20 protein-coding genes are annotated in these 21,314 nt (G+C 69.3%); 7 read left to right on the plus strand and 13 right to left on the minus strand.

Annotation, left to right across the window (positions count from 1 at the left end; genetic code table 11):
* Window positions 1-112 precede the first annotated feature (112 nt).
* Window positions 113-874, minus strand: a complete 762-nt coding sequence (gene cobF / locus H4281_RS28225) for a precorrin-6A synthase (deacetylating) (protein WP_182893947.1) — start codon at window positions 872-874, stop codon at window positions 113-115.
* A gap of 114 nt (window positions 875-988) precedes the next feature.
* Here cobF and H4281_RS28230 point away from each other — a divergent pair, with 114 nt between their 5' ends.
* Both H4281_RS28230 and H4281_RS28235 read left to right on the plus strand, forming a co-directional pair.
* On the plus strand, window positions 989-1,195 hold the full coding sequence (locus H4281_RS28230; RefSeq protein ID WP_182893948.1) for a heavy-metal-associated domain-containing protein: 207 nt from the start codon (window positions 989-991) through the stop codon (window positions 1,193-1,195).
* Between the two features lie 11 nt (window positions 1,196-1,206).
* Complete coding sequence (locus H4281_RS28235) at window positions 1,207-3,438, plus strand: heavy metal translocating P-type ATPase (protein ID WP_182893949.1); 2,232 nt, start codon at window positions 1,207-1,209, stop codon at window positions 3,436-3,438.
* A gap of 817 nt (window positions 3,439-4,255) precedes the next feature.
* Here H4281_RS28235 and H4281_RS28240 read toward each other — a convergent pair.
* The 3 genes from H4281_RS28240 to H4281_RS28250 form a co-directional block, all read right to left on the minus strand.
* Window positions 4,256-4,537, minus strand: coding sequence for a metal-sensitive transcriptional regulator (locus H4281_RS28240; protein WP_009081418.1), 282 nt, complete (start codon window positions 4,535-4,537; stop codon window positions 4,256-4,258).
* Window positions 4,538-5,067: 530 nt separating this feature from the next.
* A complete protein-coding gene (locus tag H4281_RS28245) occupies window positions 5,068-5,886 on the minus strand; it encodes a DivIVA domain-containing protein (RefSeq protein WP_182893950.1) in 819 nt (272 codons plus the stop codon).
* Window positions 5,887-6,004: 118 nt separating this feature from the next.
* Window positions 6,005-6,724, minus strand: coding sequence for an MgtC/SapB family protein (locus H4281_RS28250; protein ID WP_134663171.1), 720 nt, complete (start codon window positions 6,722-6,724; stop codon window positions 6,005-6,007).
* A gap of 83 nt (window positions 6,725-6,807) precedes the next feature.
* Here H4281_RS28250 and H4281_RS28255 point away from each other — a divergent pair, with 83 nt between their 5' ends.
* Complete coding sequence (locus tag H4281_RS28255; RefSeq protein WP_037814148.1) at window positions 6,808-7,428, plus strand: L-threonylcarbamoyladenylate synthase; 621 nt, start codon at window positions 6,808-6,810, stop codon at window positions 7,426-7,428.
* 848 nt (window positions 7,429-8,276) lie between these two features.
* Here the strand turns inward: H4281_RS28255 and H4281_RS28260 are convergent.
* Window positions 8,277-9,875: an FAD-dependent monooxygenase gene (locus H4281_RS28260; RefSeq protein WP_246412391.1), complete on the minus strand. Its 1,599-nt coding sequence runs from the start codon at window positions 9,873-9,875 to the stop codon at window positions 8,277-8,279.
* A 44-nt stretch (window positions 9,876-9,919) separates the two neighbouring features.
* Between H4281_RS28260 and H4281_RS28265 the strand changes: the two genes are divergently transcribed.
* From H4281_RS28265 to H4281_RS28275, 3 genes are read left to right on the plus strand one after another with little or no spacing between them, the layout of a single operon-like run.
* Window positions 9,920-10,903: a TetR/AcrR family transcriptional regulator gene (locus H4281_RS28265; RefSeq protein WP_182893951.1), complete on the plus strand. Its 984-nt coding sequence runs from the start codon at window positions 9,920-9,922 to the stop codon at window positions 10,901-10,903.
* Window positions 10,904-10,938: 35 nt separating this feature from the next.
* On the plus strand, window positions 10,939-11,322 hold the full coding sequence (locus tag H4281_RS28270) for a YciI family protein (RefSeq protein ID WP_182893952.1): 384 nt from the start codon (window positions 10,939-10,941) through the stop codon (window positions 11,320-11,322).
* Complete coding sequence (locus H4281_RS28275; protein WP_182893953.1) at window positions 11,322-12,566, plus strand: RNA polymerase sigma factor; 1,245 nt, start codon at window positions 11,322-11,324, stop codon at window positions 12,564-12,566. Before H4281_RS28270 ends, H4281_RS28275 begins: the two co-directional genes overlap by 1 nt.
* 296 nt (window positions 12,567-12,862) lie before the next feature.
* Here H4281_RS28275 and H4281_RS28280 read toward each other — a convergent pair whose 3' ends face one another.
* From H4281_RS28280 to H4281_RS28310, 7 genes are all read right to left on the minus strand, one after another.
* Window positions 12,863-13,342: a nitroreductase family deazaflavin-dependent oxidoreductase gene (locus H4281_RS28280; RefSeq protein ID WP_182893954.1), complete on the minus strand. Its 480-nt coding sequence runs from the start codon at window positions 13,340-13,342 to the stop codon at window positions 12,863-12,865.
* Window positions 13,343-14,062: 720 nt separating this feature from the next.
* Window positions 14,063-14,797, minus strand: coding sequence for a thioesterase II family protein (locus tag H4281_RS28285; protein WP_182893955.1), 735 nt, complete (start codon window positions 14,795-14,797; stop codon window positions 14,063-14,065).
* A 26-nt stretch (window positions 14,798-14,823) separates the two neighbouring features.
* Window positions 14,824-15,984 carry a sialidase family protein gene (locus tag H4281_RS28290; protein ID WP_182893956.1) on the minus strand — a complete coding sequence of 387 codons (1,161 nt, stop codon included), beginning with the start codon at window positions 15,982-15,984 and terminating at the stop codon, window positions 14,824-14,826.
* Between the two features lie 79 nt (window positions 15,985-16,063).
* Entirely contained in the window at window positions 16,064-17,110 is a 1,047-nt protein-coding gene (locus tag H4281_RS28295) for an AAA family ATPase (RefSeq protein WP_182893957.1), read from the minus strand.
* A 48-nt stretch (window positions 17,111-17,158) separates the two neighbouring features.
* A complete protein-coding gene (locus tag H4281_RS28300) occupies window positions 17,159-18,196 on the minus strand; it encodes an aliphatic amidase (RefSeq protein WP_182893958.1) in 1,038 nt (345 codons plus the stop codon).
* A gap of 24 nt (window positions 18,197-18,220) precedes the next feature.
* Complete coding sequence (locus tag H4281_RS28305) at window positions 18,221-18,847, minus strand: AmiS/UreI family transporter (protein ID WP_182893959.1); 627 nt, start codon at window positions 18,845-18,847, stop codon at window positions 18,221-18,223.
* Window positions 18,848-18,935: 88 nt separating this feature from the next.
* Window positions 18,936-20,006 carry a substrate-binding domain-containing protein gene (locus H4281_RS28310; protein ID WP_182893960.1) on the minus strand — a complete coding sequence of 357 codons (1,071 nt, stop codon included), beginning with the start codon at window positions 20,004-20,006 and terminating at the stop codon, window positions 18,936-18,938.
* 95 nt (window positions 20,007-20,101) lie between these two features.
* Between H4281_RS28310 and H4281_RS28315 the strand changes: the two genes are divergently transcribed.
* Window positions 20,102-20,509, plus strand: coding sequence for a MarR family winged helix-turn-helix transcriptional regulator (locus H4281_RS28315; protein ID WP_220507986.1), 408 nt, complete (start codon window positions 20,102-20,104; stop codon window positions 20,507-20,509).
* 56 nt (window positions 20,510-20,565) lie between these two features.
* Here the strand turns inward: H4281_RS28315 and H4281_RS28320 are convergent, their stop codons facing one another.
* Entirely contained in the window at window positions 20,566-21,312 is a 747-nt protein-coding gene (locus tag H4281_RS28320) for a helix-turn-helix domain-containing protein (protein ID WP_182893962.1), read from the minus strand.
* Window positions 21,313-21,314 lie beyond the last annotated feature (2 nt).

Below are 21,314 nucleotides of genomic sequence, written 5' to 3' on the forward strand. Positions count from 1 at the left end.
TTACCTTAGAAAAGGGGGCGGGGCCCCGGTTGAGAACCTGAGAAGGTTTTCCCGGAGCCCCGCCCTTTTTTCATGCCCAAAAACGGCAGGCCGTGAAGACGGCCCGCCGCTCTCATTCCGGCCGGCGCAGCAAATACGTGTCCATGATCCACCCGTGCCGCTCCCGAGCCGCGGCCCGCGTCTCCCGGATCTTGGCCGCCAACGCATCGTCCAACGGTCCGGACAGCAAAATCTCGTCCGGAGTCCCCACGTACGCACCCCAATAGATCCACAGCCCCTGGTTCGCGTACTGATCGAATGTCATGTGCGCGTCGAGCAACACGAAGACGTCGTCAGCGTCACTGGGCCAACCCTCGGCCAACCGGCGACCGGTCGTGAGCTGCACGGCACGGCCGATCTGATTCATTGTCGTGCGATGCCGAGCCACCAACGCCGAGATGCTGCTGATCCCCGGCACGACCTCGTAATCGAACGCCACGTTCCCGCGCGCCAGCACGGCCTCGATCAACGCGATGGTGCTGTCGTACAGCGCCGGATCGCCCCAGACGAGGAACGCCCCGGTCTCGCCGTCCGCCAGCTCGTCGCGGATCAGCCGCTCGTAGACGTCGGTGCGGAGCTGATGCCAGTCGGCGACCGCGGTGCGGTAGTCGGCGGGCTTCCGGTCGCGGTCCGGGTCCTTCGCGCTCACCACGCGATACCCCGGTCGGCTCACGAACCTCTCCAGTATCTCCTGCCGCAGCTGCACCAGGTCGGCCTTCGCGCTGCCCTTGTCGAGCACGAAGAACACGTCGACGCGATTGAGCCGGTCGACAGCCTGCACCGTGAGGTGTTCCGGGTCGCCGGCGCCGATTCCGATCGCGTAGATCTTCCGCATCCGTGCAGTCTCTCCCGGCGGGTAACCGGGTTCACGACAGGGTCCCCTGGCATGCCGCTACCCCCTAGGGGTATAAAGGAGACGGAAGCAGAGAGCACGATAGGGAGTGTGGCGATGACCGAAACGACTTACACCGTCAAGGGCATGACGTGCGGGCACTGCGTCGGATCGGTGAAAGAGGAGGTAGGCGGCCTGGCCGGGGTGCAGACGGTCGACGTCGACCTCGCCACCGGCGCCGTGAAGGTCACCAGTGCGGAGCCGATCTCGCGCGAGGCCGTCGAGGCCGCCGTCGCCGAGGCCGGTTACCAGGTCGTCGCGTAAAAAGGAGTGACATGAGCACCACGACACCAGCCCCCGTGCAGTCAGTCGAGCTCGCCATCGGCGGGATGACCTGCGCGTCGTGCGCTGCTCGGGTCGAACGGAAGCTCAACAAGGTCGACGGCGTCACCGCGAGCGTCAACTACGCGACCGAGAAGGCGCACGTCGAATACCCCTCCACCGTTTCGGTCGACGAACTGGTGGGCGTCGTCGAAGCGACCGGTTACACCGCGCAAGCGCCGGAACCGGAGAAGCCGGAAGAACCCGAGCAGGACGAGACGCGGCCGCTGCGGGACCGGCTGCTGTACTCGGCGATCCTCACCGTCCCGGTCATCGTGCTGGCGATGGTCCCCGCACTGCAGTTCACGAACTGGCAGTGGCTGTCGCTCACGCTCGCCGCGCCGGTCGTGGTCTGGGGCGCATGGCCGTTCCACCGCGCCGCCTGGACCAACCTCCGGCACGGCGCCGCGACGATGGACACACTGATTTCGCTCGGCGTTTCGGCCGCCACACTGTGGTCGCTGTACGCGCTGTTCTTCGGCATGGCGGGCATGCCGGGCCTGCGGCACGGCTTCGAGTTCAGCGTGTCCGCGGGATCGGGAACCGACAACATCTACCTCGAGGTCGCGGCGGGCGTCACCACGTTCATCCTCGCCGGCCGCTACTTCGAAGCAAGGTCCAAGCGTCGCTCCGGCGCCGCGCTGCGGGCTCTGCTCGAACTCGGCGCGAAGGACGTCACAGTCCTGCGCGACGGTCGCGAGCAGCGGATCCCGGTCGACCAGCTCCGGGTCGGGGACACGTTCGTGGTGCGCCCTGGCGAGAAGATCGCCACGGACGGCGTGGTTACCGACGGTGGCTCCGCGGTCGACGTCAGCATGATTACCGGGGAATCCGTCCCGGTCGAGGTCGCAGTGGGCGACGGCGTGACGGGCGCGACGGTGAACGTCGGCGGCCGGATCACAGTGCGCGCGACCCGGGTCGGCGCGGACACGCAGCTCGCGCAGATGGCCCGGCTCGTCGAGGAAGCGCAGAACGGCAAGGCCGCGGTCCAGCGGCTGGCCGACCGCGTCTCGGCAGTGTTCGTGCCGATCGTGCTGGTGCTGGCCCTGGGCACGCTCATCACCTGGTTGCTGACCAGCGGAAACGCTACCGAGGCGTTCACCGCGGCGGTAGCCGTGCTGATCATCGCCTGCCCGTGTGCGCTGGGCCTCGCGACCCCGACCGCCCTGCTGGTCGGCACCGGCCGCGGCGCGCAACTCGGGATCCTCATCAAGGGCCCGGAGGTGCTCGAATCCACTCGCCGGGTCGACACCGTGGTGCTCGACAAGACCGGAACCGTCACGACCGGGCGAATGAGCCTGGTGGACGTCCACGTCGGGGAGGGCGTCACGGAGCGCGAGCTGCTGCGCTACGCCGGGGCCGTCGAGCATGCTTCAGAGCACCCGATCGCGAAGGCAATCGCAGACGGCGCCCGCGAGCGAGTCAGCGACCTCCCGTCGGCGACGGAGTTCCGGAACACCGAGGGCCTGGGCGTCTCCGGCCTGGTAGAAGGCGCGGCCGTCCTGGCCGGCCGCGCGGCCTTCCTGGCCGACTGGAGCGTCAAGATCGACGACCAACTCTCCTCGGCCAAAACCGCAGCAGAAGAACGAGGTGCGACTGCGGTCTTCGTCGCCTGGGACGGCGTCGCACGAGGTGTGCTGGTAGTCGCGGACACGATCAAGCCGACGTCCGCACAAGCCGTCGCCGAACTCCGGTCGCTGGGCCTGAAGCCGGTGCTGCTGACCGGCGACAACGCAGGCGCCGCGCGAGCGATCGCCGACGCCGCGGGCATCACCGAGGTGGTCGCCGAGGTGCTGCCCGAGGAAAAGGTGGCCGTGGTGAAGCGCCTGCAATCCGAAGGCCGAGTGGTGGCGATGGTCGGCGACGGAGTCAACGACGCGGCCGCACTCGCCCAAGCCGACCTCGGCCTGGCCATGGGCACCGGAACGGACGCAGCTATCGAGGCGGGCGACCTGACCCTCGTCCGAGGGGACCTGCGCGCCGCGGTAGACGCGATCCGCCTGGCTCGGCGCACGCTGGGCACGATCAAGGGAAACCTGTTCTGGGCGTTCGCCTACAACGTCGCAGCACTGCCGCTGGCAGCGTTCGGCCTGCTCAACCCCATGATCGCAGGCGCGGCGATGGCCTTCTCGTCCGTGTTCGTGGTGTCGAACAGCCTTCGACTGAGGCGGTTCCGGGCAGCCTGATGTGCCCTGGATAGGGCTGGCGGTCCCGGTCGGCTGGATGCGACCGGGCCCGCCAGCCGGTTCTACGGTCCTGTGCCGCGTGATGTGTCTGGGGACGGGCTGTCGGCTACGGCGGTCCTGCGCCGCGCGATGTGGCTGGGGACGGGGCCTTCGGCTACGGCGGTTCCGCGCCGCGCGATGTGCTTGAAGCCGGGCCAGCGACTGTGGCAGCTCCGATCGGCTTGATTTGCCTGGGACCAGCCAGTGGTTTCCGCGGTTGCGGCCGCTGACCCTGTCCAGGGGCGGGCCAGCGGCCGCGACGGTCCCGCGCGGCTCGTTATGCCTGGGACCGGCGAGGGTTCCCGCGGTTCCGGGCCGCTTGATCTGCCCGGAACCGGCAAGCGGTTGTGACGGTCCCGGGCGGTTGGAGATGCGAGGACGGGCCAGCGAATGCGGAGGTCCTGGGCGCTTCATTCGCCGAGGGATCGGTCAGCGGCCGCGACGGTTCCGGTCGGCTCGCTCTAACGGCGACGGGCCAGCGGCGGAAGTTCCCGCTGCTGGCCCGTTTTCGCGGTCTGCCCTTGGTGCTGGCCTGCTTGGATATCCGAGATGATCGGCCCGGCGCGGCAGCATCGCTGGCTCGGGCTGCGGCACCAGCCGGGAACTACCTCAGAAACGACCCTCATCGGGCAACCGCGTGGCGGATCCCCTCGCGTCCCTTCGCGTGGATCTCTCGCCCATACTTCTGCGCACCGGGATTCCGCCGGCGGCGAAGCGTTTCGATGCTCCCCGCACGGGAAGAAACACCGTGCTGGGGCCGCGCACAGGGGAAACTACGTTACGAACGCACTAGCCGGGCAATCGCGTCCGAGGCCTCGCGCACTTTCAGGTCCGCTTCCTCCCCGCCCGCGGCCGCTGCCTGGACGACGCAAGTCGCCAGGTGCTCGTCGAGCAACTCCAGCGAGAAGGACTGCAGCGCCTTCGTCGCCGCGGACACCTGCGTCAGGATGTCGATGCAGTACTTGTCCTCCTCGACCATGCGCTGCAGGCCGCGGATCTGCCCCTCGATCCGGCGAAGGCGCTTGAGGTAGGCCTCTCGTTCACTGCCGTAGCCGGTCATCGCACATCGGTCCTTTTTCTCGGCGTCCCCGTTGGTTCATTGCCCAGTATACCCGCCCGGCGTATCTGGGGCCGGTGTTCGGCCAGTGGCGGCGACCTCAGCGACTTCGCTCAGCACCGAGGTCCGGCGTTGGTTCGGCATGGGTTGACGGCTTCCTCCATCGACAGCCACCAGCGCGGACATCGAGGCGGTCGCGGTCGGGAGGTCTGCGCTTCGCGGCGGTTGCCCGCTGCGCAGACTGCCCACCGTACGCGGCGCTGGTCTTCAACCGGTCGGGACGACGTCGGTGGCCTCGGTGAGTGCGGAGGTCCAGCGTTCGGTTCGGTACCAGCTGCGCCTCGGGGCCGGTCGGTCAGGCGGTAGGGGGCGGCTTCGGTTCGGCAGCAACTCGGCGTTCGCGGGCGATTGCCGAGTTGACGCGCCCGTGCCGGGGGCAGTGGGCGGCCGAGGTCACGCCGGTTCGGCATGAGCTCGGCGTTCGCGGTGGTTGCCCGCGGAGCAGACGTGCCTGCCGCCTCCAGGGCCGGTGTTCAGCCAGTCGGGGTGGGGGAAGCTTCGGTGAGCGCGGAGGTTCGTCGCTGATTCGGCACCGGCGTGCCGTCCGGGGCGAGGTCGGCGTTCGCGGTCGCCAGCAGTTCGCGGGCTCCGCGCAGTGCGGCCTTCACCCGTTGCTGGACGGCTGTGAGTTCGGCGACCCGCTGTTCGGCGTCGGCGACGATGCGGGTGGCGTGGTCCGTGGCTTGGCGGATGTGCGCGTCGGCTTCGGCGCGGGCGGCGGCGGTGCGGTCGGCGATTTCGCGGAGTGCGTCGGTGCGGCGGTCGGCCAAGGTGCGGGTGAGGTGTTCTTCGAGCCGGCGGCGTTCCTTCGCCGCCGCTTCGTCCGCGGCTTGGCGTTCTTCGACTGCGCGGCGCAGCAGATCTTCGTGTTCTCGCCGCTGTTGCTCGCGATCCGCGGCGACAGCTTCGACGAGCGCGCGTTCCTTTTCGGTGAGGCGGACGGCTTCTGCCTTGGCGTCAGCGATGATCCGCGCGGCGGTGTCCTCGGCGCGGGCGGTGATCTCCGCGGCTTCCTCGCGCGTCAGCTCGACCATCCGGCGCGAGCGTTCCTGCAATGCGTCCGGCTCGATGGGGGTGCGGCTGATCCGGTCGACCGTCGCGCGCAGTTCGCGGTTGCGCTCGGCGAGTTCGGCCGCTTGGCGTGCCGCGGCGTCGCGTTCCGCGGCGAGGCGCTGGAATTCCGCCTCGACCCACGTGACGAATTCTTCGACCTGGCCGCGCTGATAGCCGCGCCAAGCCGAGTCGAAGGACGGCCGGACGGCCAAGAGGTCCTCGCCACCGCCGGGGGCCATGCTCTCACCTCCCATTTGGATGGTTTCTCCTCGGCGCTCGTTTTTCTTGCCGCGCCGGGGTTTCCGCACTGCCTCCAGTGTGCCTGAAGTCCGGCGATCCGTGGGAGCCTGGGGCGGGTCAATCTTCGAGCGGATCTTCGGTGCCCGTCGCAGTGCTTCGCACGCCGGGCAATTCGGCCAGTTCCGCGGTGAGGTCGGCAAGATCGCCGCGCCCCTGCAACAGCAATGTGACGACCGCGATCCGTTGCCCCTCTTCGGAAACTGTCTCGCGATCGACCGCCACCCGGTGGACGGCCCAGCCCCGATCGGTGCAAGCCGCGAGCACGGCCCGCAGTACGCCGTGCCCGTCGTTATAGCTCAACCGGAGGATCGGCGGCTGCCGCCGATGGCGTGCGACGAACCGGGAAAGCGGCGGGAATCCGCGAGTGATCACGACGAGCCCGGCAGTGGTCGCGACGGCCAGCACCGGCAGCCCGGCGCCGCACGCGACTCCGACGGCCGCCGCGAGCCAGACGGTCGCCGCGGTCGTGAGGCCGCGCACCGCGTCGCGGCGCACGAAGATCAGCCCGCCGCCGACGAACCCGATGCCGGACACGATCTGCGCGGCGATCCGCGACGGGTCGAGCGCCACGTGCTCGATGCCGAGCAAATCGGCGAAACCGTATTTCGACACCAGCATGAAGACCGCCGACCCGACGCCGACCAGCGTGTGCGTGCGCAGGCCGGCTTGTTTGTTGCCGACCTCGCGCTCGATGCCGATCACCGTGCTCAGCAGCAGGGCGAGCAGCACCGGCGGCAGCAGTTCCCACTGTTCGCCGGTGGACCAGAGAGCATGCACGGACGTACCTCCTCGCCCGTCACTGTGCCCGGCCCGCGGAGAGCCCGCGCGCCCGGCCCGGCGAGCACGCCTAAGCTCGGGCAATGGCCCGCTACTTCGACGTGCACCCGCAGAACCCGCAGCGCCGCGCGCTCTCCCAGGTGGTCGACCTGCTGCGCGACGACGGGCTCATCGCCTACCCGACCGACTCGTGCTTCGCGCTTGGCTGCCGCATCGGCAACCAGCAGGGCATGGAACGGATCCGCACCATCCGCAAGCTCGACCACCGGCACCACTTCACGCTCGTCTGCCAGGACTTCGCGCAGCTCGGCCAGTTCGTGCACATCGACAACGCGGTGTTCCGGGCCATCAAGGCCAGCACACCTGGCGCGTACACGTTCATCCTCCCGGCGACGAAGGAAGTCCCGCGTCGGCTGCTGCACGCCAAGAAGAAGACCGTCGGCGTGCGGATCCCCGATCACGTGGTGACCCAGGAACTGCTCGGCGAACTGGGCGAGCCGATCCTGTCGAGCACGCTGCTGCTGCCCGATTCCGGCGAGCCCCTCACCCAGGGCTGGGAGATCAAGGAAGAACTCGACCACGTGCTGGACGCCGTCATCGACTCCGGCGACTGCGGCGTCGAGCCCACCACGGTGATCGACTTCTCCTCCGGCGAGGCGGAGGTCGTGCGGCACGGGGCGGGAGACCCGTCCCGGTTCGAGTGAGCGGGGTCGTCATCGGTTTTGTCTCCTCCTGACCGGGTTGTGTTCGATTCTGGTGCGGGCGGCGGTTCCGGGTCGCTCGGCGCGACGGCTGTTGATGCGGTTTTGCTCGATTCGACGGCTGCCTCAGACAGCTTCTTGACGTGACGGTTCTCGTCTCGACAGCTGCGGACATGAGCTGCCCGAACTGGCGAGGGCCGCTTGGATCGACCGCTCCGTGCGCGGAGCGAGCCGCTCGGCTCGGGAGGCTCGTCGGCGAGGGCGCGAGCGCATGTCATGCGCCGGTCGATCGCTGCTCCGACCTGCTGGCGGACACGAGCGCACACGCTGGCGCACGCCACTCGAAGTGCCGACTGCGTCAGGTCGGCGGACGACGGCGCAGGGCGCTGGTGGACCTCCTCCTCGTGCATGCTGCCGATGGTCGTCATCGCCCGAGACGCCGAGCACCGCCGACAGCGGCCATCACGACCTGCTCGCAGACCCAGCGTTCAAGGCGGCCGGCAGCCACTCCAGCGTCTCCGTCAGCGCTGGCCGTAGCGCCCTGGATTTCTCTCGCACGCGGAGCGTGCCGTTGGCGCGGGCCGCAGCGATCCTCGCTGTCATCGGCGGCAGCAGCTGCAGTCTTCTTCCGGTACGAGCCGCGGTAGGTGCGGGCTGGCACGGTGGCGCGGTTCGACCTGGTCAGGAGAAGCAGCGGCGGATCGCATCCGGTCAGGTGCCGAAGCGGGCTGGCAGGTACCGGCACCGGGGGTCCGTGCGCTCAGGTGTGTCCGGTCAATGCTCCTTTCTTGCGTCGAAGGTGTGGCAGATCCAGTGCGCGGGGCGGGCGAACCCGAGCACCGTCGAAGAGGTCACACGGGCGCCTCCGCGGAGGTGTTGAGCAGGCGCGGCAGGGCATCCGCGAGCGGGACCTCCGACGAGGAATGCCAGCCGACGATGGCGTCCGGCCGAAGCAGCAGCGCACCGTCCGCAGGCAGTTCCGTCTCGGCCAGCCACGCCTCGTCCGAGACGGAAACGAGGCGGAGGCCCAGCCGGCCGGCTTCGGCTGCCCACCGGGTGCTGTCCGGTCCGCAAAGCAATACGAAGCCAGGTACCGCCAAGTCCACTGTGGACGTCGAGGCGTCGAGCCAAGCGTGCGGCACCCGGGTGCCCGGGCGGCCGGCTGGGTCGTACCGGTCCTCCGGGGCGGGACCGCGTCCGTCCGGGACGAAGGCGCCGCGTTCGTACTGCACGCCGAACAACGCGGCGAGCGGGTCGATGCGCGGCGCGTCGTCGCTGGTGATCGAGGCGAGCATGGTGCCGAGATGGCCGCTGGCCATGCTGGAGAACTCCGCTGTCGCGTACCCGATCGGGTACCGCTCGGCGTGATAGGTGTCGAGCAGGGCGGGCGTCGCCGTGCCGGCCAATACCGCGGCGAGCTTCCAGGCGAGGTTGGCAACGTCCGCGATCGCGGTATTCGCGCCGGCGGCGGCCATCGGCGGCATCGCGTGCGCGGCGTCGCCGGCCAGGAAGACCCGCCCGGAGGAGAACCGGTCGGCGACGTACATCCCCGACTCCCAGTGCATCCGGCTGAGCACTTCGACCTCGAGGTCCGGCACGCCGACGACGGTGCGCAGCAATTCCCGCCAGCCGTCCTCGCCCAGGGAATCCGAACCGGGGAAGTCGGAGGTGGAGAAGAGCCACCGGTCGGTGCCGTTGACCGACACGAACGCGCCGGAGGCGGCCGGGTTTTCGATCCGGCACAGGTTGAACGGTTTGTCCCGGACGAGCTCGGCGAGGTCGGCGCGGAAGCAGACGTCGAGGTTGTCGGCCAGGTGCCCGTGCCCGCTGCGCGGAATCCCGAGCGCGGTGCGGATCGGACTGCGCGCGCCGTCCGCCGCGATCAGATAGTCGGCGCTGACCTGGTACGGCTCGCCGTCGGCCGGGCGCAGGTGGGCGGTGATCCCAGCATCGTCCTGTTCGAACGACACCAGCTCGGTGCCGAAGCGAACCGACACGCCCCGCTCGATCGCGGCCTGCCGCAGCACCGGTTCCAGCACGTCCTGCGGGCACAACACGCTTGGCGCTGGGCTGAGGTCGGGCATTTTGCCGTGTTGGACGAGCCGTTCGCGCAGGGTTTCGGTGACCTCCGGCCAGGTCGCGTCGGCCAGTGTGGTGCCGGAGAGCATTCCGGTGAACGACGCGAGCGGTGCGCTGGCTTGCTCGACCTGGTCCATGATGCCGAGCCAGCGGAACACCTCGGTGCTGCGCGGGTTGAACCGGCGTGCTTTCGGCTGCGGGGACGTGCCGGCGTGCTTCTCGACGAGCACCGGCGCTACTCCCTCGCGGTGCAGCAGCAGTGCCGCGGTGAGTCCGGCGATCCCTCCGCCGCAGATCAGAACAGGAATTCGGGCAGTCATCTCATAACCCCCAGGGTCGTGTACGTCGTACATCTTGTGTACGTTGTACATGACGATGTACTGTGTACGCAAGCGGGCTGGAGACAGGGAGATGAATGGGAGATCAAGGGCCGACACCGCCGATTTGGCTGTTGCCTGAGCCGCCGGAACGCGGATGGGGTCTCGGACGAGTCGACATCGTCAACGCGGCCGTGCGGCTGGCCGACCACGGCGGCGCGGAGGCGCTCACGATGCGGGCAGTGGCGAAGGAGCTGGGCGCGTCCACACCGATGTCGCTGTACCGCTACGTGCACAGCAAAGACGGTCTGGTGGACCTGATGCTGGACCTGGCGAACGCCGAGGTGCGCACCCCGGAAGTCCCGGGCGAGGACTGGCGGGGCGAACTGACGGCCGTCGCGGTCGACACGTGGGCGATGACGAAACGGCATCCGTGGTACGCGCGGCTCGTGCACCAGCGACCTCCGGCGGGGCCGAACGCGAGCCGGCGGACCGAGTTCGTGCTGGCGACGTTCGACCGGCTGGGCCAGGACCTCGCGTCGGCGCTCGGGTACGCGCGGCTGCTCGACGGGTACGTCACCGGTCAGGCGCTGCAGTGGGCGGAAGAGCGGGCGATGTGGCAGCGCAACGCGTTCGTCGACGTGGTGGACGTGCAGCGGCAGGCGCGGGCTTGGTTCGGCGACGTCGTGTCGGAGGACGGGCCGTATCCGTTGCTCGTCCGGGTGCTGGAGAGCTTTCTGGCGGAGCGGCACGACGCGGCGGGCGAGACCGATGAGACTGGTGAGGTCAGTGCGGACGGTGGTGGACCGGACGCCGAGCCGGACTCATCTGGCCGGGTGGCTGGCATGCAGGGCGCTCGGCCGGGTGCGGAAGCGGTCGGCGCCGGGCGGGTCGCCGAGGCGGACCGCGAGAGTGCCGCGGCTGGTCGGGCGGTCGGGTCAGACCAGGCGGTCTCGGGCCGGGCACCGGACGCGCACGCTGTCGCTGACGCGCGGAACGTGGCTGAGGCCGCGGCTGAGGACGCGCAGTTCGAGCTCGGCCTCGAATGTCTGCTGGACGGCATCGCCGCGCGGCTCCGCTAGGTTGGTCGCCTGGACCGGCTGCCGGGGAGGTCGACGTGAAGTTTCTGCTGACGATGCACATGAACCCCGAGGTATGGGAGGGACTGAGCGAGGAGACCCGACAGGAGGTGATGGACGGGCACGCTGACTTCATCGCCAAGATCCGCGCGTCCGGCGAGATGATCAACACGCAGGCGCTCGGCGGGCCGGAGGACAGCGCGGTCGTGCGGGTGCGCGGCGGGGTGCCTGCGGTCACCGACGGCCCGTACGCGGAGTCGAAGGAGTTCCTCGCCGGGTTCTACCTGGTCGACTGCGCGAGCCGCGACCGCGCGCTGGAGGTCGCCGCGATGATTCCCGACGCGGGGATCGACGGGCTCGGCATCGAGGTCCGGCCGGTCGTGTTCTTCGCTGACGCGGAAACCGAGTCCGGCCTCGGCTGATGGCGGACGTCGGCGAGCTGCTCCGGCCGCTCGTGCCGCAGGTGCTCGGGACTCTCGTGCGGCGGTACGGGCAGTTCGAGGCGTGCGAGGACGCGGTCCAGGAGGCGCTGGTCGCGGCGGTCGAGCAGTGGTCGGCAGGCGAGGTGCCGGACAACCCGCGCGCGTGGCTGCTCACGGTGGCGACGCGGCGGCTAACCGACCTATGGCGCAGCGAGAGCGCTCGGCGGCGGCGCGAAGAAACCGTTGCGGTGCAGGACGTCGCGCTGACCGCGGTCGTGCCCGGGCCTGAGGACGAGCAGGTGCCGGAACAGGACGACACGCTGACGTTGCTGTTCCTGTGCTGCCATCCGGCGGTTACGCCCAGCTCGCAGGTCGCGTTGACGCTGCGCGCGGTCGGCGGGCTGACGACGGCCGAGATAGCGCGCGCGTTCCTCGTGCCGGAAGGCACCATGGCGCGTCGGATCACGCGGGCGAAGGAAAGCGTCGCGGCGGCCGGGTCGGCCTTCACACCTCCGTCCGCCGAGGATTGGCCGGCTCGGCTGCAGGTTGTCTTGCATGTGCTGTACCTGATTTTCAACGAGGGATACACCGCGACGTCAGGCGAGGAATTGCACCGGGCAGAGTTGTCCGAGGAAGCGATCCGGCTGACCCGTGCCGTCCATGGGTTGCTTCCGGACGACGGCGAGGTCGCTGGACTGCTCGCGCTCATGCTGCTCACCGACGCGCGACGGCCGGCGCGCACCGGGCCCGACGGGGCGTTGACGCCGCTCGCCGAACAGGACCGTCGACAGTGGACGGTGCCGTTGATCGTCGAGGGCCTGGAATTGGTGAACCGGGTGCTGGGGCAAGGTCCGGTGGGGCCGTACCAGGTGCAAGCTGCCATCGCGGCGCTGCACGACCAGGCGGCAGGAACCGATTCCACTGACTGGGCGCAGATCCTGGAGTTGTACGGCCTGCTCGAACAACTCGCGCCCGGCCCTGTGACGACGCTCAACCGGGCGATCGCGGTCGCGATGGTTCACGGCCCGGAGAAAGCGCTGGCGCTGCTCGCCACCCTTGAGGACGACGCGCGCCTGAAACAGGGCCACCGGCTCGACGCGGTTCGTGCGCATCTGCTCGAACTCGCCGGCGATCCCGCAGGTGCGCACGAGCACTACCTGCGTGCGGCGAAACGGACGAGCAGCATGCCCGAACGCCGATATCTCCAGGCGAAGGCGGCGAAGTTCCTTCCGCGCGGAAAGTAAGCGGGTTGGCCGGTCTGGCGGGTTGGCCGGCTCGCGGGTCGGTCGGGCTGGTGGAGTGGTCGGCTGGCCGGTCTGGCGGGTTGCCTGGCCAGTTGGCGGGTGGAGCCTCAGACGGACGGTTAGTTCGGTGAGGAGCGGATTGACCGGCTGAGGTGACGGAAACCGCCCCTGCCAATGCCTCTCGCGCGTGGGCCGTGGGCGGTCGATCCGGCCGGGGAGGGTTGGCTGGGCGAGCCTTGCAGAGAGGGGCGGAGCGTGCCGGAGGACTCGGGGATTCCGGAACGGAACAGGCCGGGTCAAGCAGCAGGGTTGGTGCGTTCCAGGAGGAAGACCCGGATTTCGCGGTGGGCGGCGCGTTCGGCGTAGCGGTCGTAGGCCGGCCAGTAGGAGGCGACGGCGTCCCACATTTCCTGTCGTTCGGCGTCTTTCAGGAGGCGGCCTCGGACTGGCACCGTGCGGCCGTGGACGGAGACTGTCGCGTCGGGGCGGGACAGGAGGTTTGCGGTCCAGGCGGGGTGGTGTTCGCCGCCCCAGTTGGAGCCGATCACTACGTATCCGCCGGAGCGTTCGACGTACAGCAGCGGGACCTGGCGTGGCTCGCCGGAGGTGCGGCCGATCGTGGTGAGCAGGAGGGTGCGCAATCCGACTGCCGCGCCTACGCCCAGGCGGCCGCCGCTGATGCGGAGGAGCAGGCGGTCGGCGGGCATCATCGCTTGGCCGAACGCGGCGAATGCCTTGCTGCGGCCCACCCCGGCGAACATCCTGCGCAATTCCATGGGGCGCAGCCTACGGGGCGGCAAGGGGCCGGTTGGGCGGCGGCTTGGGCGGACGAGGCGGCGAGGGGGCCAGGCGACAGCTTGAGGGGACGGCGCGGGGATGTGACGAGGGGCGAGGGCTAGCGGGGCGGCAGCTTGAGCGGACGGTGCGGCGACGTGACGCTGGCGGGGCGGCGGCTTGAGCGGGCGAGGCGGTGAGGGTGCGAGGCGGCAGCTTGTGGGGAGGGCGCGGGGATATGGCGAGGTGGCAGCTTGTGGGGAGGGCGCGGGGATATGGCGAGGTGGCAGCTTGTGGGGAGGGCGCGGGGATATGGCGAGGTGGCAGCTTGTGGGGAGGGCGCGGGGATGCGGCGAGGCAGCAGCTTGAGGGGACGGCGCGGGATATGGCGAGGGGGGAGGCTGGCGAGGCAGCGGCTTGAATGGACGGTGCAGGCGGGGCGGCAGTCGTGCGGGCGTGGCCGGGCGGGACCGGTTGGCGAGCGGACGGGAGTTCGGGCGGCGATATGGCAAGTGGAGCGGGCGGAAGTGTGCCGAAGCCGGGCGGTGGGGGCCGATGGAATGCCGTCGGTTCGCGCGCCGATCAACGTCTATGGCGGACAGACCTCGGAGGCGCTGATGGTTGGGCGGCGGCGGGAGGAACGTCAGCAGTTCGGCTGAGTCGCACAGCAGGCTGTCCGGTAAGGAATCGCACAGCGGGGAGGGCCGGAACGAGTCGAGGAGTCAGCGTCCGCTCGTGGTCAGTTTCAGGAGGGCGTCGGTCAGCGCGGCGGCGTGGTCCACCAGGTAGAAATGGCCGCCCGAGTAAGTGGTCAGGGTGAAATCGCCGCTTGTGTGGGACGACCAGGCTTGGACGTCGTCCACCGGGGCGTGCGGGTCGGCGTCTCCGGTGTGGGCGTGGATGGGTGCGGCTAGCGGGCCTGGGCTCGGGCGGTACGTCTCGACGGCCGTGTAGTCCGCGCGCAGGGCTGGGAGGAACAGTTCTCTCAACTCGGGATCTCGCAGCACCTTCGGGTCAGTGCCGGCCAAGCCTTCGATCTCGGACAGCAAACCGTCGTCGTCTTGGAGGTGGACTTGTTCGTTGACCAGGCGGGACGGGGCTCGGCGGCCGGAGACGACCACTGCTTCCGCGGGAGTGCCTCTTGACTCCAGGCGCAGCCCTACCTCGTAGGCAAGGGTCGCGCCCATGCTGTGGCCGAACAGGACTACCGGGAGGTCCAGCCACGCCAGGAGGGCTTGGGTGACGCCGTCTGCCAGTTCTTCGATGGTGCGCAGAGGCGGTTCGGACATTCGGTCCTGGCGGCCGGGGTATTGCACTGCCAGGACGTCGACGGCCGGGGACAGCGATTTCGACAGCGGGTGGAAGAACGGGGCTGCGCCGCCTGCGTGCGGGAGGCACACCACGCGGGCGGGGGCGTCGTCGGCGGGATGGAAGCGGCGTAGCCACGGGTCCGTCATGCGGGCGATTTTACCGGGGAAGCCCGTCAGGAAAGGGGCAAGCGGCGGAATTCGATCTTCTCGTACGCGCTGGTGACGCCGGTTTCGAACAGGACTCCGACGGTGAAGCGGTCCGGTTGTACCAGGTCGGAGTAGCCGGCGGGGGCGTCGGCGAGAACGGTGGACGGTTGCCAGGTTTTGCCGCGGTCGGAGCTGGTCCTGAGTTGCATCGTGCGGCGGACCGACGGATCAGAGGGGCCGGAGTAGAGCAGGACGCGGCGGTCGGTCGTTTGCAGGACGCTGCCTTCTACCTTCGGGCCGGACAGGGCCGGCTGCGCTTGGTAGGGGCGGGTCAGGGTGCGGCCGCCGTCGGTGCTGTAGGCGTCCAGGCGATGTTCGGGGGCTGAGCCTTGGTTGCGGCTCGAGAAATACACCGTGCCGTCGGGTAGTTCGGTGGCGGTGGTTTCGTTGGGGGCGAGGACGCCGTCGGTCGGGTCGTCGGTGAAGCCGATGTGCCAGGTGCGGCCGTTGTCGTCGCTGTAGAGGTCGTGGCCGCCGTAGTACTTGGCTTCGGTTCCCGCATCGGCGGAACCTGCGGGCGGGGCGCTGGAGTGGTTGGCGGGGACGATGATTCGCCCGGCGTGGCGGCCGTGGCGGAGGAGGGTGGCGTGGCCGGGGGCGGTGGCGTACCAGCGCCAAGTTGACAGTTTTGTCGTGGCGGTGATGTCACGGGCCTGGGTCCAGGTGCGGCCGTTGTCGGGGCTGCGTTGGACGAAAACCCGGCGGGTGTCCTGAGGGGACACGGTGCCGGACATGATGGCTTTCTCGCTGACGGGTCCGTTGTGGACAGTCAGCAGCACCAGGTCGCCGTTGCGGGCTGCGACGGGGGTCGGGTTGCCCGCGGTGGCTTCGCCGTTGCTGTCGACTACGCGCAGGTCGCCCCAGGTGCAGCCGCCGTCGCGGGAGGTTTTGGCCACGGTCTGGATCGCGCCGGAATCACCGGGGGAGTCGCGGCGGCCTTCGGCGAAGGCGATCAGGGAGTTGTCCGCCGCGCGGACCGCCGCGGGGATGCGGAAGGTGTGGTAGCCCTCGGTGCCCGAGACGAACGGGGTCGACGACGTGCAGCCGCCGCGTGCGCTGGCCTGCGGGGCCGGGATGACGCTCAAGATCGTTGCGGCGAGCGCAAGCGTGACTGTTCTCGGGAGCACTGGGGGACCGCCTCTCGCTCCGGACGTGGGATGTCCGACGTCCTATGTCCGAAGAACTTAGAGAGGCGGCCGCGCGGCGTCAAGACTCCGGATCGGCGGCGGTCGCGCGGACGGTTCCGGCCTCGGCGGTCGCGGTGATCCGCAGTGGGGCGGTGCCGGTCGGGCGCACGCGCATGATTTCCGCGGCTACTGGGGCGGCCAGGTGGGTGCGGAGGGTTCGGCGCAGGCCGCGGGCGCCGTAGACCGGGTCGAAGCCTTGATCGGCCAAAAACAGGACAGCGGATTCGGCTACCTGGAGATCGACGCCGCGGCGGCGGAGTCTCGCGCGCAGGAGGTCGGTTTCGAGGCGGGCGACTTGTTCGACGGTGGAGCGGCTGAGTTCGTCGAAGATCACTGTTTCGTCGATGCGGTTCAGGAACTCCGGGTCGAAGAACGACTGCAAGGCCCTGTCGACGACGGTGCGGCGGGTGTGGCCGCGGTCCAAGAGGGTGCGCCAGCGGGAACCGCGGCGGCGGGCGAGTTCTTTCGAGCCCAGGTTCGAGGTGAGGAAGACGAAGCTGTTGCGGAAGGAGATCTTTTCCTGGCCGTTCGCGAGACGCAGCATTCCGTTGTCCAGGACGCCCAGGAGGGCGCGCAAGACGGTGGGGTGGGCTTTTTCCACCTCGTCGAAGAGGACGATGCCCGGAGTGTACGGGTCACCCTCCACAGTGGACCGGTCGAAGACGGTGAAGGCTTCCTTGCTGCCCGCGTAACCGGGTGGGGCTCCGTTGAAGGAGGCGGCATAGTGTTCTTGGGCGAGGGAGTTCATGTCCACTCGGCACAGGTCGTCCGGGCCGGACCGCAAGGCGGCGGCTACCTGGCGGACCAGCTCGGTTTTGCCTACGCCGGTGGGGCCGAGGAGAAGGACTGTCGCGGGTGGACGGTCGGGTTCGGTCGCCCCCGCGCGGGCCAGGGTGATGGCCCGGACGACGGCGTCGATGGCTGGGTCTTGGCCCAGGACGCGGCTGCGCAGGCGTTGCGCCAGAGCATCGGGGGTGTCCGGGGCGGACGCGACGGGGGCGGCGGCCGGAGCGGCTGGCCGCCGGTTCCGGTTCTGGTCGTGGTACCTGTCGGTGATGAACGGCATGGTGTCCTTTCCCTGAACCGAAAACCGGAACCGGCGGCCGGCGGAGGATCAGGCCTGCTTGGTCTTTTCCGCGGGCAGCTGGCCGACCGGGCACTCGGCCACGCCGATCGTGCTGCGCGTGATGGCCTCGACGTTCTCCTGTGCCTTCTGCGCGTCGGTGACCCACGTGCGGTAGAACTCGAACGGGCAGTCCGCGACGCCCTTGTCGCCGTCGCCGGCCGCGTGCACGCCCGAGTAACCGCGGTGCAGCAGCTTGAACAGGTGGTTCTGCGACTGGTCGTACTCGCGCGCGTCCCGGATCGCCGAAAGCGACAGCTGGGCGAACTGGATGCCGTATTCCTCCTCGCCGGTTTCGCCGAGCGTCCGGCCGTCGAAACCGATGATCGAGGAGTGGCCGAAATACGAGTACACGCCGTCGAATCCGGCCGCGTTGGCGACCGCGACGTAGCAGTTGTTGGCCCACGCCATGGCTTTCGCCATCAGCACCTGCTGGTCCTTCGCCGGATACATGTAGCCCTGGCAGCGGACGATCAGCTCGGCGCCCTTCATCGCGCAATCCCGCCAGATTTCCGGGTAATTGCCGTCGTCGCAGATGATCAGCGAGATCTTCAGGCCCTTCGGGCCGTCCGTGACGTACGTCTGATCGCCCGGGTACCAGCCTTCGATCGGGCACCACGGCAGGATTTTCCGGTACTTCTGCACGATCTCGCCGTGGTTGTCGATCAGCACCAAAGTGTTGTACGGCGGTTTGTCCGGGTGGTCCTCGTGCTGTTCGCCGGTGATCGAGAAAACGCCCCAGGTGTCGGCTTCGCGGCAGGCGGCGGAGAAGATCGCGGTCTCCTCGCCGGGGACGGTGGCCGCGGTGTCGTACATTTCCTGCTCGTCGTACATGATCCCCTGCGTCGAGTATTCGGGGAACACGACGAGGTCCATTCCGGGCAGGCCGCCCTTCATGCCGACCACCATGTCGGCGATCTTGCGCGCGTTGTCGAGCACCTCGGCCTTCGAATGCAGCCGCGGCATCTTGTAGTTCACGACCGCGACGCCGACCGTGTCCGGGCTCGAGGAAATGTCACCGTGTCGCATGGGATTTCTCCTTCAGATGGAGGGTCAGGCCGCGGCCGCGGCGCGGTCGTGGACGGAGCGGGGCTGGCCGCGGAACCCGAGCACCGCGGCGAGGGCGACGAGCAGGACGGCGGCCGCCGCCGCGATGAGAGCGGCGGTCGCGGTGGAGCGGTAGCCGCCGGTGAGCGCGAGGAACGCGGGCAGCGTGCAGGTCGGCTGGCTCAGCAGGACGGTCGTCCAGCCGGTGAACCGGGTCAGTTCCTCGCGGCCGAGCCCGAGCACGAGGAAGAACAGGCCCCACAACAGAGCCCAGGACAGCCAGATGACGCCGAACACCGGATCGTCCTGCCGCCAGAACGCCAAACCGGCGTACACGATCGCGGCGCCGGCGACGAACAGCGAGAACCAGCCGATGCCCTCGGGTTCGAGCCCGGCGAGGTTCGCGATCCCGACGTACAGATAGGTGAAGCCGAACAGGAACAGCCCGGACGCGCCGAGGATCGCCTCGGAATCCCCGTGCGCCTGGATGATCAGCACCGTCGGCGTCACGCACTGCAGCGCGCCCACGAACAGGTTCAGCGCGGCGGCCGACCGCGCGGGCACGCGCCCGAGCAGCATCAGCCCGTTGACCAGCAGTACCGCCCCGACGTAGAGCAGGCCGACGTTGTTCATCGCACGCTCCTCAGTTGGTACCAGATGAAATACTGTCAGGTGAAAATAAATGGGCGGACGGCGGTCGTCAAGAGCGGAGCGGGACGGGTCAGAGCCGGGTGATCGGATCGAAGTCGCAGCCTTGCGCGGCGGCGAGGTGCACGTGCTGGGCGGCTTGCTGGCCGTGGAATTCGACCGTGCCGCGCGGTCCGTCGTAGGCGACGCCGTCGATGGCGGCGTTGAAGGCGCGCATGTCCGGAGTGCCTGCCCGGCGGGCGAGTTCGGCGAGCGTGTGCAAGCCCTCGTAACAGGATTCGGCCGCGTTGTTGAGCGGCGGCGCGGCCGGGCCGTGCAGGCGGACGTAGCGGCCGAGCAGGTCCATCGCGTCCGCGGTGACGAGGGAACGGAAGTACGCGGCGGACGCGAAGAGGTTTCGGGTCGCCTCGGCTCCGCTGGCCAGCAGCATGTTTTCTTCCATCAGCGGACTGAAGCGCAGCATCTGCTCGTGGAGGCCGCGCGCGGCGAACCGGCGGTTGAACCGGACCGCGTCCTGTCCGACGAACAGCATCAGAACTCCGTCGCACGCCGAGGTTTCGACCCGCCGGACGAGCCGTGCCATGTCGCCCGAACCCAGTCCGACGAAGGCTTCTCCGGCGATCTGGAGATCGAGTTCCCTTGCGTAGCGCCGGATCGCGTCCGCGGAACCGCGCGGCCATACGTAATCGTCGCCTGCCACGAACCAGGTCCGAGCGCCGCAGTTGTCGCGCAGCCACCGCAGGGCGGGCTGGATCTGCACGCGCGGAACCTCGCCGGAACAGTAGATGCCAGAACGGCTTTCGCCGCCTTCGTAGAGCGACGTGTACACGTACGGAACGCGATCGGCGAGCACTGGCGCGAGCGCGTTGCGGACTGAGGAAATGTGCCACCCGGTGACCGCGTCGACCTCGCCCGCGTCGACCAGCCGGCGCACGGCCGACGCGACCTGGGCCGGGGGAGCGCCGCCGTCGACGACTTCCAGGGTCACCTCGCGCCCGAGGATTCCGCCCGCGTCGTTGAGTTCCCGGACCGCGAGTTCGCTGATCGCCTCGCACGAAGGCCCGAAAAGGCCCGCCGGTCCCTGCAGCGGGACAACCAGCGCGACGCGCAACGCGCTCGCGCGGCTGGCGACTCCGAGTCCCATGCCGGCTCCGGGCTTCTTTGCCGGTTGACTTGCTTCCATTTGAAAGTCTTACAATGCGGAGGCATTTGCGCAAGGGCGGAACGAGGGCGGGTGCGATGAGGCAGGCACAGGCGGCCGAGGCGTCGTTGATCCGCGCGCTCACCCGCACCGCACGGGCGGTCACGCTGCGGATCGAGCCGCTGCTCAAAACGGAGGGGCTCACCCTCGACGGCTGGCTGGTGCTGGACGCGCTCGTGGCTGGCGACGGACTGACGATGACTGAGCTGGCCGGGCGCACGCTGGTCACCGGGCCGACGTTGACTCGGGTGGTGGACCGGCTGGTCACCACCGCGGCGGCGTATCGCGAGGTGGACGCGGAGGACCGGCGGCGGGTGCGGGTGTATCTCGCGCCGCGCGGGCGCAGTGCGTATCAGCGGGCCTCGGCGAAGCTGGCCGAACTGGAGGAGGAGCTGGATCCGGGCGGCGAGGTGCTGGCGAAGCTCGTGAGTGTTGATCCCGGTTAGAACCGTGATTGCCGCGCACGACGTCGGTGGGCTGGGGTCGTGCGTGCTCGCGCCGGTCAGAACCGGCTTCGCCACTCACGACGGTGCCGCCCCAGCACCTCGATCAGTTCGGCTTTGCGGTTGGCCACTTCGGTGTGGCTGCCCATGATCCCGACGGCGGCGACGGTCCGGCCGTCCTCGACCACGGCGACGGACACGCCGTCGGCTTCGGTGGAAGCATTCGGCGCGGCGACCAAACCCTCGGCGCGGATGCGCGTCAGGTCCTGCACGAAGCGCTCGACCAGTTCCGCGTCCGCGGGCGGCAGCGCGCCGATCTGCGGCCACAGATCGCGGTTTTCCATGGCGGCCAGCAAGATCCAGCCGGTCGACGTGCGGATCGGCGACCGGCGCACGAACCCTTCGGCGAGGTAGGCGTACCGCGGGTCGTGCGAGGCGTAGTCGACGTAATAGAGGTCGCTGCCGACCATGATCGCCAGCACCGCGGTCATCCCGGTTTCGGTGTGCAGCGCTTCGAGATCCTCGTGCGACACCGTGGTGACGGTGGGGCGCCCGACCAGCCGGACGAGCAGGAACGGGGCCGGGCCGAGGGAGTAGCGGCGGTCGTGCTCGTCGAGGTAACCGGTGGCGACGAGGCCGTTGACCAGGCCCTGGATCGAGCTCATCGGCGCGTCGAGCTCGCGGGCGAACTCGGTGAGCGTGACCCCGTTCCGGGAGCGCGCGGCCCGCTCCAGGATGGTCGACACCCGGTCGATCATCCGGTGGTGCGGCCTCGGGCGGCCGTCCGGCGTGGGGTGCGTCGGCATCG

The organism is Amycolatopsis dendrobii (assembly GCF_014145675.1).
Classification (GTDB): Bacteria; Actinomycetota; Actinomycetes; order Mycobacteriales; family Pseudonocardiaceae; genus Amycolatopsis; species Amycolatopsis dendrobii.

Bases quoted from the DNA above. Each gene is read 5' to 3' on its own strand.
- H4281_RS28310 (WP_182893960.1), bottom strand. From the start codon at position 20,006: ATGGGACTCGGAGTCGCCAGCCGCGCGAGCGCGTTGCGCGTCGCGCTG.
- H4281_RS28245 (WP_182893950.1), bottom strand. From the start codon at position 5,886: ATGGCCCCCGGCGGTGGCGAGGACCTCTTGGCCGTCCGGCCGTCCTTC.
- H4281_RS28230 (WP_182893948.1), top strand. From the start codon at position 989: ATGACCGAAACGACTTACACCGTCAAGGGCATGACGTGCGGGCACTGC.
- H4281_RS28320 (WP_182893962.1), bottom strand. From the start codon at position 21,312: ATGCCGACGCACCCCACGCCGGACGGCCGCCCGAGGCCGCACCACCGG.
- H4281_RS28260 (WP_246412391.1), bottom strand. From the start codon at position 9,875: ATGTACAACGTACACAAGATGTACGACGTACACGACCCTGGGGGTTAT.
- H4281_RS28235 (WP_182893949.1), top strand. From the start codon at position 1,207: ATGAGCACCACGACACCAGCCCCCGTGCAGTCAGTCGAGCTCGCCATC.
- H4281_RS28300 (WP_182893958.1), bottom strand. From the start codon at position 18,196: ATGCGACACGGTGACATTTCCTCGAGCCCGGACACGGTCGGCGTCGCG.
- H4281_RS28295 (WP_182893957.1), bottom strand. From the start codon at position 17,110: ATGCCGTTCATCACCGACAGGTACCACGACCAGAACCGGAACCGGCGG.
- H4281_RS28275 (WP_182893953.1), top strand. From the start codon at position 11,322: ATGGCGGACGTCGGCGAGCTGCTCCGGCCGCTCGTGCCGCAGGTGCTC.
- H4281_RS28255 (WP_037814148.1), top strand. From the start codon at position 6,808: ATGGCCCGCTACTTCGACGTGCACCCGCAGAACCCGCAGCGCCGCGCG.
- H4281_RS28280 (WP_182893954.1), bottom strand. From the start codon at position 13,342: ATGGAATTGCGCAGGATGTTCGCCGGGGTGGGCCGCAGCAAGGCATTC.
- H4281_RS28240 (WP_009081418.1), bottom strand. From the start codon at position 4,537: ATGACCGGCTACGGCAGTGAACGAGAGGCCTACCTCAAGCGCCTTCGC.
- H4281_RS28285 (WP_182893955.1), bottom strand. From the start codon at position 14,797: ATGACGGACCCGTGGCTACGCCGCTTCCATCCCGCCGACGACGCCCCC.
- H4281_RS28315 (WP_220507986.1), top strand. From the start codon at position 20,102: ATGAGGCAGGCACAGGCGGCCGAGGCGTCGTTGATCCGCGCGCTCACC.
- H4281_RS28265 (WP_182893951.1), top strand. From the start codon at position 9,920: ATGGGAGATCAAGGGCCGACACCGCCGATTTGGCTGTTGCCTGAGCCG.
- cobF (WP_182893947.1), bottom strand. From the start codon at position 874: ATGCGGAAGATCTACGCGATCGGAATCGGCGCCGGCGACCCGGAACAC.
- H4281_RS28305 (WP_182893959.1), bottom strand. From the start codon at position 18,847: ATGAACAACGTCGGCCTGCTCTACGTCGGGGCGGTACTGCTGGTCAAC.